Annotated in this window: 9 protein-coding genes and 1 tRNA gene; 2 read left to right on the top strand and 8 right to left on the bottom strand. The window is 38.9% G+C overall.

Annotated elements, in window-relative coordinates; all coding sequences use genetic code 11:
- Positions 1–552: 552 nt before the first annotated feature.
- The 6 genes from AAEY97_RS15560 to AAEY97_RS15585 all read right to left on the bottom strand — a co-directional run bounded on the left by AAEY97_RS15560 (position 553) and on the right by AAEY97_RS15585 (position 8,717).
- Entirely contained in the window at positions 553–3,093 is a 2,541-nt protein-coding gene (locus AAEY97_RS15560) for a S8 family peptidase (RefSeq protein ID WP_350999865.1), read from the bottom strand.
- Between the two features lie 12 nt (positions 3,094–3,105).
- Positions 3,106–4,086: an AAA family ATPase gene (locus AAEY97_RS15565; protein WP_350999868.1), complete on the bottom strand. Its 981-nt coding sequence runs from the start codon at positions 4,084–4,086 to the stop codon at positions 3,106–3,108.
- A gap of 100 nt (positions 4,087–4,186) precedes the next feature.
- A complete protein-coding gene (locus tag AAEY97_RS15570) occupies positions 4,187–4,669 on the bottom strand; it encodes a hypothetical protein (RefSeq protein WP_350999870.1) in 483 nt (160 codons plus the stop codon).
- Between the two features lie 454 nt (positions 4,670–5,123).
- Positions 5,124–6,815, bottom strand: coding sequence for a hypothetical protein (locus AAEY97_RS15575; protein ID WP_350999873.1), 1,692 nt, complete (start codon positions 6,813–6,815; stop codon positions 5,124–5,126).
- Positions 6,816–7,260: 445 nt separating this feature from the next.
- Positions 7,261–7,336 (bottom strand) — tRNA-Arg (locus AAEY97_RS15580).
- 175 nt (positions 7,337–7,511) lie between these two features.
- The gene (locus AAEY97_RS15585; RefSeq protein WP_350999875.1) at positions 7,512–8,717 is read right to left on the bottom strand and encodes a flagellar assembly protein FlgT; all 1,206 of its coding nucleotides are present in this window, start codon (positions 8,715–8,717) and stop codon (positions 7,512–7,514) included.
- A gap of 269 nt (positions 8,718–8,986) precedes the next feature.
- Here AAEY97_RS15585 and AAEY97_RS15590 point away from each other — a divergent pair, with 269 nt between their 5' ends.
- Together AAEY97_RS15590 and AAEY97_RS15595 are read left to right on the top strand one after the other, a co-directional pair.
- Positions 8,987–9,697 carry a FlgO family outer membrane protein gene (locus AAEY97_RS15590; RefSeq protein WP_350999877.1) on the top strand — a complete coding sequence of 237 codons (711 nt, stop codon included), beginning with the start codon at positions 8,987–8,989 and terminating at the stop codon, positions 9,695–9,697.
- Entirely contained in the window at positions 9,694–10,140 is a 447-nt protein-coding gene (locus AAEY97_RS15595; protein WP_011636625.1) for an LPP20 family lipoprotein, read from the top strand. Before AAEY97_RS15590 ends, AAEY97_RS15595 begins: the two co-directional genes overlap by 4 nt.
- An 82-nt stretch (positions 10,141–10,222) precedes the next feature.
- Here the strand turns inward: AAEY97_RS15595 and AAEY97_RS15600 are convergent, their stop codons facing one another.
- Entirely contained in the window at positions 10,223–11,155 is a 933-nt protein-coding gene (locus AAEY97_RS15600) for a DUF6268 family outer membrane beta-barrel protein (protein WP_101085452.1), read from the bottom strand.
- Between the two features lie 181 nt (positions 11,156–11,336).
- Positions 11,337–11,987: a TetR/AcrR family transcriptional regulator gene (locus tag AAEY97_RS15605; protein WP_182743935.1), complete on the bottom strand. Its 651-nt coding sequence runs from the start codon at positions 11,985–11,987 to the stop codon at positions 11,337–11,339.
- Between the last annotated feature and the right edge of the window lie 163 nt (positions 11,988–12,150).

The raw sequence follows: 12,150 nt of genomic DNA on the forward strand, positions 1-12,150 counted from the left end.
GCCTATAAATAAAAAAGTCATCAAAAATGCAATTGAAACATCATCGAAAAAAGTGCCCGAATACATGATCGAAAAAAGTGCTCGAAGAAAGTGTTCAAAAGAGCAGGCAGAGGTCGCTTTTGGTATGACTTAGCCGATCTGTTACTAAACGTCACGGTACTGAACCAAGTACCGTGCTTTCAAAATATTTATCACCATTGACGATTTAAGACGCACCCTAGCAAGCTGGAGCGTTATGGATGGCGGCAACTTTTTAGTACTTTATTCAAACTCCCCCCCTCTGTCAGGAAAGTTGTTAGGTCATAGCAGACTGGCGCGAGACAGAGATTTAAAAAAGAGCCAGCATCACAGCAAGTACCTATGCTCATTTAGATATTGAACATGTTAGGCAAGAACTAGGTATCACTACTGCGCATCTGCTTGGAACTTTTGAACAAGAGTCGAATGTTAATAGATTGGTTAGGGAAATAGGACAGCTTTCATCTGAGGAGAGAAAGGAACTACTAATAAGAATTTAAATTGCGATACAACAAATTCTTATTAGTATCAAAATTATGAAACACTAATGGCTATTGGGGTCTGTATATTAGTAGAAATTTTCTGTGCGACTTCACTGTATATATCAACTTCAACTTCTGGAACCGAAAGTGAAATTATTAACGCATATCGAGCTTGTGAATTATATCGCTCATGTGTTTTACGAGTCTTCCACCATCCACTGGTAGGATAAATAGCGATCTTTCCTCTAGAAGCAAGATCTGCAGCACTGCCGCGCCAAACATCTTTATGAATAGATCCTCTATGACGTTGTTGCTTGCCTAGGAGCCAATGGCTATCGTCTAAAGTATCAGGCTTGTCTCCCTCTGCCTTTTTATTGATACGCCTCATGAACTGTTTGTCTGATTCACCTTGATGCTTGACGTCAAACCTCAGCTGGTGACTAGCATAACTATATTTAGTTAACACATTACGGCTTGACGGGTTTGGCTCAATAAAATAAGAAATTGTTATTGTAAGCTCTACATCAGCCTCACCAATTTTCATTAATTCTTCAACTGGCCAAGGCAAATCATGTAAATTCATATCCTTAGTCTTTGTCTCTTTAGATTTTGGCTTAACATAAGGCTGTAATTCATCTTGAATTACCAATGTTAAAGAGTTACTTGCACTATTCAGAGCTTTATTAAGATTAGGGACTCCAAAGCCTACTTTACGAACTAATTTAGCCATATCTGACTTCTTGATGTTATCTTGATTACGGTTTACGGAAATCAAAGAATACATTGCATCAGTCCAATCTGCAGAGTGAACTATCAGCGCCCTAACGGTTTCAGGCCAAAGGTCGCTATATTGTGATTTTATTTGGGCAGTAAACCTTGCTGCCAATGCTGTTGCAGAACTGGTCGCATTTGTACATTGGAAGTGCCTTTGTGAGAAGTTATTATTTGTAGTAAGCAACTGTAAATCTTGCATTCCTACACTGACGCCTAATTGATCTTGGCCAACATTTCCACCTTCAAATACCACTTCAGGTTTTATAGGTGTGTTTCTTCTATCCCAATTGAGAGATGTTGTCGAGTATGGTGATAAACCACCTTTCGGGGCTAAAGGTTGGTAGTCAGAAGCTTCTGTAAGTGTATTTTTTTCTGTATAGGCACCAACCGTTAATACATTCCATGCCTGTGCAGGATCATGAATATCACTTAGGTAATTCCGCTCGGGGTACTCAATCCCCTCAATAGGTAAGGCATTCCCCGCACATACAGTAAATAATCTAGGAAATGCACCCTCTCCGAGGTAATCGACTGCAAGCATATCCATTGCACTAGACCAAGATGATGGCCTTCCTCTATCGGTCCCAATACCTGATGATAACGACATTGAGTAAACACGTGACCGTTCAGGTTTGTAGTTTTCTATTTCCGATATAGCATTTTCAGTAACTAATCCTAAAGGCTTACCTACATTATCACCATTAAATCGGATGGTTTTGACTGATTCTAACCTATGATTAATTGTTATTATATCTGATGAACTTAATCTATCAGTTAAGTCTCCCCACATTGCTATCCCAGCCATCTCTGTGCCATGTCCCATTGCGTCAGTGGGATCACTATCATCTGTTATTGTTCTTTGATCTGCTAAACCAGCAAATGGCGACAACAAAGGATGAGCAACATTTACACCAGAATCAATAATACAAACATATGGAGAAGCCTCAGTATAAGAATGATTTAGACGTTGAAGTAATTCTTCTGACCATTCACCTTGCTCAGCTGGCTCCATAGAATCGAAGAATTCAGCGGTGACTTTAGGGTAGCGTATTTCAGATACTCTAAAAAGCAGGTTAGCGTTTTGTTCCAACTGACTTTGGCTAGCCTTTATCTGAACCACAGTGTGCTCTGGGAATCGAAGTTTATGTTGAGATACCTCGATTTCAGCAATGCCTGCCAGTTTAGTAAAGTCTGAAATGATCTCATTGTAATAATTATGTGTCTGACGACTTTTTTTCGGTGTAGATAACCACACTTCCCACCAAACGTCAGAATCTTTATCTTCAGGAAGGAGGGAGTCATCATCTGCCCAAATTGCAAAAAATGAAGCACTACGAATTGATTTAATGGAATCAATTAATTTTTGATGATCTGTTGGTTTGTCATTTTTGTTTGTTTTGTACGATTCATAATCAGTTAATTTCTTTTCATAAAAATCTAACTTGCCATCAGGTACAAAAGCTGTAGCAATGGTGGTTTTTTGCCCATTAACACTAATCGTCTTTACATTGTGTAAGACGATCCCTTGAGTGTCATTTGCAAGACTTTGGACTGCCATTTCAACATTGGGAAAGCTTTCAAACTCTACTTGAATTCCAACTCCCATCTCAAGAAATGCTTCAGGTATGTACTGCTTTACTCGTGATAAGTCCTTGACCACGTATTCTAGTTCTTGCCGAAGCTTACCACTATGATGATGTCTGTCTTGAGCTGGTATTTCAGAGGAAGAACTCCCACCTATAGATGGTGAAGAAAATTCGTAAGAAGTAGCTGAACGGTTTATAAAAAAATGCGGTTTATCAAATCTATTACGTGCCATTAAGAATCCTTCTTACACCATAAAGTGTTGGCTGATTTTTTTTCTACCCTCAATAGCTTGTTGGAGCATCGAGAGTGTAATTGAATTGTGATCATAAATTAGCATTTCTTTGATAGCATCATTTGCTGCAATAGTAATTTCAGCGTTACTTAACCCTTCAGAAATTAAAGGAAGTTTTTTCCATGAAAAATTACTCGCGACATAACTTTGAAGCCTAGTTTTAAATAATTCAATAATTTCTTCTTTCGAGGGCAATTGATACCGAATCACATCATCGAAACGCCTAAATAATGCATGATCTAGAGCTTCTATGTGGTTAGTAGCACAAACAATCACACTATTTGAATTATCTTGCTCAAGCATCTGTAAAAAGCTATTAAGAATTCGGCGCGCTTCTCCAACATCATTACTATTTCCGCGGTGTGAACCTAAGGCATCAAACTCATCAAAGAAATAAACACCACGAACTTCTCTAATAGTATCAAATATTTGGCGAAGCTTTGCAGAAGATTCTCCCAAATACTTTGTAATTACAGCATCTAAACGAACTTCAAATAAAGGAAAATCTAACTCTCCAGCTAATACAGAAGCTGTAAATGTTTTTCCTGTACCAGGCTTACCAGCTAGAAGAAGCTTTCTCCTAGGAGATAAGCCATGATTCTTTAGAGTTGCGAGATGCTTTTGTTCTTTTACTAACCTGTTTAATTGGTCTTTTACTTCTGAAGATACTATTAAATTTGAAAAGCGAAGTTTTGGATGTGTTGTTGTAAGTAATCCTGATGAATCTTTCACGCCACTGGCAATTGAAATAGGGAGATTTTTTGCACTAATTTTTTTAGCTGATTCAACTAATAATTTAAGCTCTTGAGCAAGTTTACCGTGCCCATTTCTGGCTTCATGAGCGGCAACCTGAAGCGCAACAGATAAAAATCTGTCGTCATCTTTATCAATATACGATTGCATTAGTGCTTTAATTTGAGTTGAACTAGCCATTATTTGTTAAATATTTTTATAAATTCATTTTTGATATAGTAACTGAATTGGCTACTTTTATCTAATGAATACCATTAAGTTTAATTCTCAATTTTCTTCCTTATCTTACAAAGTCACATGCGGTATCTTTCTGCTTCAAAGTTTCAGAACTATTATCTTGAATCGCTTTCAAAATCATAAAATTACATTCCTTTTCTTTCAATTCTTGCTCAGTCTTTTGCTTAGGTTCGCTGATATAGGCAATCATAGGTTTGTAACTTAGTGATGCATTGCAATACATATTAGATAAGCTTCGCCCTTTCTGATTCAGATTTTCCATGCTGGATAGCTGAGTACAAAGTTCGGTGAACATAGCCTTGGCTTGTTGAGTGCATTTAGAGAATTGAGTAGCTTGTTGCTCAAGGTCTGAACAAACGCTAGTCGGTTTTATCTTCCATAACTGATGCTGAAATCGAATATTAGTATCGTTGTATACTAAGCTTTGCGAGGTAACCGTGGTGTTCATTGAATCAACATACACTTCAGCAATACTATTGCTTACCGTGTGCAGATAAGCTGCAAACAATTGTGAAAATGGATCCATTACTCTTCCTTAAGCATATGTTGAATATTCTATAACGCACTAACAATACTCCTTTTTCTATCTTAGTTGAACATTTTTATTACGACCTCATTTAACTATTAATTTCGGATTACGTACACTTATTGACAGAACTCCAAGTTAGAGCGGTTAGGCTCAATTTTACCATTAGCTTGTGAATAGCTTAACGTCCACTCATGTACTCTAGTCACGATTTCACCCCCTAATTCAACTGCACAACAAACTCATCACCATAGCGATTAGATTTGTAATTACGAGCTTCAGATTGATTGCGGGAATTGCCAGAAATTCCTGCTCTTGTTTCGACATGAATTCCAGCATTACAACCTTGGATTATTTCAAGAATTCCAGAAGCTAATGTAGTGCTAATTAACACTACATAGCACAAAGCATTCTGGCCGGTGTTGAGTCGCTGTAAGCATTGCTATCACAGGCATTAATCACTTATCAGCCATTTATACTTGTGCCCGGTGGATATTAGGTTTTGTTTGAGTCTAGTTTTGATATCATCACTGGCTCTAAGGTAAATAGATTTTATATCGTTATCATAGGCCTCTTGGCTAAAACCTCGCTCTTTTGCTTTGTCGTACCACTCGTGACCTGCAGTAAACTCCCCTGTTGCGATATGAATAGCACCGAGCAAAGTGCATGGCCTGAAATTTAGAGGCGTCACGTTATGTGCTTCAAGGCCTAACTTAATAGCATCGCCATACATGGCTAAGTCTCTACACACTCCACCATAGGTGGTTAACAAGGCAGATTTTAATTTCTTTTCTTTCTTAGGAATATTAAAAGGATATGATTCATCTAACGCTTTTTTAATTTTGCTCAGTTCTTCCGCCTTGCGATAGGCTGCGCTGGCATTAACCAGTTCCCAAGGTAAGCTTTTTTGCTTCCAATTTTGATAATGGTTGTGAGCGAGTTGAAGATGGTATTTTTTTTCAACCAGATCATTAGTGAAGCTTTTATTATCTAGCCACTTTTTTTCATCCTGACTGATTTGCTTTTTCATTAGCTTATTTAGAAGAATATCCGCTTCAGAGTCTTTTGGAATATTTTTGATCCCAAAAGCAGGGAAATCTGAAAAGTGCTTTTTCCGTTCGATTTCGCGTTGTTCTTTTAACCTTAATTGCTCAGCTTTGTGTGCTTGTTCTTTCTCTTGTAATTCTTGACGTATCTTAACTTCAATAGCGTTAATTTTAGCTTGGTATCGTCCTATAACGTCCTTTATGACGGCTAAGCTAGCATCCTTGGATAGCTCTAGATTTGTATCGTTGAGCCTTTTTCTAATTGATATTTTAAGTTGAAGCCCTTTAAAGCTTATGTGCTTAATTTTTTCCTCTATCGTAATATCACCACTGATCGACCTGAAAATATTCAGCTCTTCAGTACCAAATGCAGCTGATATATTTTGCATATCATCAGCTGAAATGTGTAGAGGGTCATTCGTTGAATATTGAATTAAAAAGTCTATGAATTGACGGTACTTGGGATACTGTTCTGGTGGGAACATCTGTTTGATTTGTTTGATTTGTTTTATTTTTTTTTGCCGCAAGGTGTTTACATCAATTTCTTGATCCTTACTTTGTAATATCGCAGTCAGGTTATGCCGCGCCACAATGAGTTGCTGTTGTAAAATAGTTTGTTGTACACCAACCGCAACATTGCCTGGCTTGCTTTGACTCTTTGGCGTAACAATATCAATAATGTCTTTATTAGCTATTTTAGGGCGCACAATTTGGTTTGTAGTGAGTCTTTTTTTAATTTCAATTTCATTGGGCTTTACTTTATATTGTAATAAAATCAACTCCACAACGGCTTTATTAGACCCTTTGGGTAACTCAGATTGCTTTGCTGTAAGCCTGTTCTTATTTTCAATTTTAAGTTGAAGCGCATCAAGCATTAAACTGTTTAATTTATCTGTAACACCAGCCTTAGCGATCACTGTCTTGAATAGCTGATGTGCTTTATCACCCAAAGCAATTGATAAAATTTCGATATCAGATTCAGTCACACCACTATCAACGCGACTAATCATTGTAGTAAACAAATCAATATAAGCGCTGTGTATCGGGTACTGAGACTTGGGGAACAGCATTTGAGCTTGAGAAATATTCTTAGTGATCACGATAAAAATCCATTTTTATGATACTGATTGTATATCTTTGATTAAGCTAATATTTTAGTTTAACAGACTGCAAATTTGAGTTACTACTTAAGCAGCTTAAGCGGTGTTGTCATTATATTTATCACAACTTTGCAGTATGGAAAAGACTTCAATTTTTTTAATTTTTAGCATAATGTTGATAATAGTAAGATTATCATATTTCGAAGGGTTCAATATGTCCTTAATACTTTGTTATGCCAACACAAACCAAGTTTTACTTTTAACAAGCAAACAATGAGAAACAGCGATTAAGGTCCATGATTGAGTTAAAACTATCGAAAAGCGGAGTTTTGAAGAATGCTCGAAAAAAAATTACAAAAAAAGGGTTTCCAGAGGCGGCACATAGGCGGCACAACTTTTTACGATTTTGTTAAGTATTTGATTTTTAAGGTGAAAATAGGTCATATGGTCTCCCCACAGGGACTCGAACCCCGATCGGCCGCTTAGGAGGCGGCTGCTCTATCCTGTTGAGCTATAGAGAGACCCAGTGATTATACTGAGTTTATAATCGAATTAAACCTTTTATATTTAATTGCTTGATTAACAACCAACTAATTCATAATCGACTTACTCTTATCGATTAGCACTTAGCACTTAGCACTTAGCACTTAGCACTTAGCACTTAAGTCTGAACAATTAGCTTCTAGTAACCAATCATTAGTTCTTAATCGCAATATCATTTACTTGAATATTATCTGCACTGTCGATGCCGTCAAATATTGCGGTTGAGCTGTCTTCGGTAACTTGTTCGATAACCACATTGGCACGACTTTTAGTGGCGATGGCGCGCATGGAATTAAATCTGTCTGGGATATTTTTTTGTAATACGATTTGGAACTTATCACCCATTTTAACGCCATTTTTACGGCCTAAATTGATGATAATACGATCCCCTTGCCTGGCAACAATTTGGCCTAGTAATGGACGACAGTTTAACTGCTTATCCAGCGACATCACGCTTTGCTGTAAAATATCGCTGATCGCCTGACCATAAGATGATCGCCAAAACCGCTGGTTAGCAGGTGAGACGATTTCTTGTCTTTCAAATTCCCACGGCGCTGAGGTGGCGAATGATTCTGACCACACCACTTCACCGCTGATCCCATGGTAAAGGGTTAATTTAAAAATAAACTGCCTTAGTGGATCATCCTCGACAAAGCCCATATAACTACTTTGAGCTGGCTCGGTCGAAATATCAATGATTTCAGGTTGCAGCAGATATTGGCTGTCGGTAATTTCGCCTAACCAACTGGGAATACGATATCCTTTAAAGTTGACCAGTTGATTGGTGTTATCAATTTTTTCATCGGCATGTAGTCGTGCAAAACTGTATCGCGACTGTGCATTGATAGCTTTACCTAATTGCTCGGTGATCCGCTCTTCAAAGTGAGCTAATTGACCATAACGTAACTGTTCGCGTTCTTGTAAATAGGCTTGTGGCAACATAATCGCGGCCTTGAGAGACTGGCTTTTACATTGTGCGTTAGGTTCTTGTTCGCTGAGATCAAGCTGTAACACCACGGTAATGGTGTGTTGGCTGATCATTTCACTCATTAATTCAACGTTATTGGCCGATCCCATCCGCTGAATTTGAAAGGTATCTTGAGTAAGCCGACCTTGGTTGACTTGTTGTTCACTGGAAAAGTTCACCCCGGCTTTTAAACTGGCGTAATTTAATGCTTGGCTTATGGCGTCCTCACGGGCTTTATCTATATCGCCATTCACGATTTTAGCCTTACCAGTCACTTCAATTTGTTCAGCCAATACCGACGATACACACAATGCACTCACGCATAGCATTGCTATTACGGCAAGGTGATTGAAGGTTTTAGTTCGGTTAACAGGGCTGTGTCGGATCAACATACAATGTCCTAATGTCAAAAAATCGTCTATTTTGCACAATTGTGTAAATTCAGCTTACTCTATTTTAATCAAAGCAAAAATTGTGCCGACTAACTATATTAGTGGTTATTTTCGATGTTGCACTATTACAGTAAAGCTTTTAACGCATTTGCCGATATAAAGACACCAATAAGAAAGAGTACATAATTGGCCTTAGTTATCGATGTACAAGGCGATTAAATGACTCATTTATACCAAGACTAGCGGCATTATTTGTTAGAGGAATTATTATGATTAACAGGCTTTTTATCTCCACGGTCATGCTTGCGTCGTTATCGTTAGCGGCATGCACCCAAACGCCTAATGCTGCCAATAACCTTGCCTTTAGCAATAACGGTAAATTTGTCAAAATCGTCGACGAAAATGAGGTTTATCACGATAAACTGGCTTATGATATTCAGGCTGCGGGGATATCACCCAAAGGCCAAGTGAATGTGTGGGCAGAAAAGTTAGTTAACGAGTTAGTGTTACAAAACGACGCCTTGCGCCCAGATCAACCACTGCTGATTTCTACGCCAGTGATGACCAGTAATTTAAATGCAACCAATGAATTAGCATTACAGTTACAACAAGGATTACTCGCGGCGTTCCACGCTCATGAATTTAACTTAGTCGATTTAAATGTGGCGACAAATTTGCGCGCCACAGAACAAGGCGAGTTTATGTTGAGCCGCAACTGGGAACTGTTACGTGCAGATTTACCGGTTTCACACGTATTAGTGTCAACCATGACCCTAACCCCTGAAGGAATTGTGTTTAACGGCCGTGTGGTTAATGTGACCAATAATCGCGTCCTTTCAGCGGTGCAATCATTTGTGGCAGCATCGAGTTTGTCGGGTTATTTACAACCCTCTGAACTCATTGAATCACGCAATGGTTTACTGTATCGCCACGAGAATAAGGGCGACAGTCGTTACACCGTATTAGGAGATAAGCTATGAAGTCGTTGATGTTAATTATGCTATTGCTGCTCACTGGCTGTGTGAGCAAAGATAAATATGTTCAGTGGGAAACCGAAGCGCCAGCCTCGTTCCCAACGCTAACGGCAATTGGTTATGCCCCTTTGGCGACTCAGCCCAGTAAAGAGCCATCACATCGTATTTTAATGGCGATGCAAGCTTCAAAAATTGCCGCTTACCGTGAGTTGGCGGAACAGGTATATGGACAAAAAATTTCGGCTAATAGCGACGTAAGTGAATGGTTACTAACTGACGACAACGTTAAATCTAGCGTGAGTGGTATTATTCGCGGCGCTAAAGTGGTTAAGACCTACCCTTCTGGTGAGTTTTATGTCACGGAGCTAGCTCTGGACTTTAAACAAGTATGGCAGTTGTACGAACAACAAAATCGCCCTAAACGCGTAAAAGAAGTCACTTACTTTTAATTGAACGTTTACGCTAACTTGTTGATATAAAAATGCCGCTGATATCAGCGGCATTTTTATTATATTAGGTTAACACTTATCATTAAAACGTCAGTTTAAACACTAAACCTAATGCTGCTTGGTTTTCCATGTCTTCCGTAACGTCTGGATAACTTAACTCCATTTCGCCACCAAAATAATAACCTGCATACGCATTAAGGCTAACATTACTCGTTGCTTGCCAGCCTGCGCGAGCAAAGCCTACCCATTCTTCTACTTCAATGGTTTTGTCATCATCAGCAATTAAAAAACGTTCTGTTCGCATTGAGCTACCCACACCGAAACTCCAGTCACGGTTATACTGATAACTTAACTCTAATCCTGCAGGACCACTAAAACCAGCTTGGAACGGGTTAGCAAGTACCCACTTCTCGTTTATCTGCCAACGTACGGCTAAGTAAGGTACGGTGCGCACTTCTGAAATATCATTTAAGTATGCAACACCAAAGCCGAGCATATTGCCGGAATCAAAGCGGTACATGCCCGAGGCAACGACACCATAACTTTGCGCATTTGAAGATGATGCAGTATCGGCATAGGCGTATTGCAGTTTGGGGGCTATAAGAAACATCCAATGATTATCAAGACGGTAAGATAACGATAAACCAGCACTGTACTGATGTATGGTTGACCAAGGTTCAGTACTGCTGCGTAACAGAGTGTTTTGGTTCATATCCCAGTCGTAATCGAGATTGTCGTAGCCTAGATTTGCCCCAATTGACCACTGACGATTGAGTGGCATGCTAGCCGAAAAACTGGTCTTCCAAGCATCACGTTGTAACTGATTAGGGTTATTGCTATCAGCCCCAACATTAGCGGTACCCGTTGATGTACGAGCCACAGTGAGCGAAAATGGTGAACGTTCTGGCGCTGCTAAAGCATGCTGACTTAACAACAGTCCCGATGCTAGCAAAATTGACAAAGCTGATGTACTCAATGATTTTGGCTGAATTACGTTAACGTTATAAAGCGTCATATCAATCTGCTTCCCTTCAAATAATGAGATAAGTTAGCTATTAACTTGGCTTAACTGCACCTTGGCTTAATAGCACGTTGGGTTAATAGCACCTTGGCTTAATAGCACGTTGGGTTAATAGCACCTTAGTTTAATTACGATAATACTGTTATCGCGCCAATTAAGTTCAACTTTTATTGGTTTATTTTACGTCAACTTGATGAGCTCGCAAAAACATCTCGGCAGTATCTTGCAAGTATTGTTGTCTGGTTGTCAGTAAATCACCTATCTCTAAGCCTAACTCCAGGCGCAATTTTAGTTCGCCAAATAACATTAAACACAATCTAACTGCGCTTTCGTGCGGATTTTCAAAAAAGTATTCACCATGCTCATTAACCTTTTTTAAGTAATTTCTAATCAGTCCGAGCACATGCTTGGGGCCTGCGTCATAAAACAATCTAGACACTTCTGGGTGAGTGTCGGCTTGAGCTACGCAAGTTTTAAATACTGTCATGGTTTCTTTGCTAACAATCATTTCACCAAATTGCAGAGCAAACTGCAAAATAACCCGTTGTGGATTTGCTGCATCAATTAAAGCTTCGCCAGTGAGTTGATGCACAACACATTTAGACTCAATCGCAGAAACAAACAAATCATCTTTGGAACCAAAGTGAGAGTAAACGGTTTGTTTTGATACACCGGCATGTTTTGCCACTTCGTCCATGCTGGTATTAGGAAAACCCTGATGGCAAAAAAGGTCAATCGCAGACTCAAGTACTTGAGCCCGCTTTTGCTCACTGCGGCTCAAACTAACCTGTTCAATGTTATTAAGCGATGTGTGTTTTTTTGTCATGTTGGTTCCGTAAATTAACCCATTAAGCACAATCGAGTGTCAGCGTTACTACTCATTATTTAGCGTTATAGTAACTAAAACTAGACTGGACAGTCTAGTTTTATAAAACTAGACTACTGAGTCTAGTTAACATTTAAGTTACAAGTCACGATTTGCGGTTAAT

Origin of the sequence: Shewanella sp. TB7-MNA-CIBAN-0143 (genome assembly GCF_040310065.1) — a bacterium.
In the GTDB taxonomy this organism is placed as follows: Bacteria; Pseudomonadota; Gammaproteobacteria; order Enterobacterales; family Shewanellaceae; genus Shewanella.

Coding starts and splice junctions, on each gene's coding strand:
- AAEY97_RS15560 (WP_350999865.1), bottom strand. CDS start 3,093: ATGGCACGTAATAGATTTGATAAACCGCATTTTTTTATAAACCGTTCA.
- AAEY97_RS15565 (WP_350999868.1), bottom strand. CDS start 4,086: ATGGCTAGTTCAACTCAAATTAAAGCACTAATGCAATCGTATATTGAT.
- AAEY97_RS15570 (WP_350999870.1), bottom strand. CDS start 4,669: ATGGATCCATTTTCACAATTGTTTGCAGCTTATCTGCACACGGTAAGC.
- AAEY97_RS15585 (WP_350999875.1), bottom strand. CDS start 8,717: ATGTTGATCCGACACAGCCCTGTTAACCGAACTAAAACCTTCAATCAC.
- AAEY97_RS15590 (WP_350999877.1), top strand. CDS start 8,987: ATGATTAACAGGCTTTTTATCTCCACGGTCATGCTTGCGTCGTTATCG.
- AAEY97_RS15595 (WP_011636625.1), top strand. CDS start 9,694: ATGAAGTCGTTGATGTTAATTATGCTATTGCTGCTCACTGGCTGTGTG.
- AAEY97_RS15600 (WP_101085452.1), bottom strand. CDS start 11,155: ATGACGCTTTATAACGTTAACGTAATTCAGCCAAAATCATTGAGTACA.
- AAEY97_RS15605 (WP_182743935.1), bottom strand. CDS start 11,987: ATGACAAAAAAACACACATCGCTTAATAACATTGAACAGGTTAGTTTG.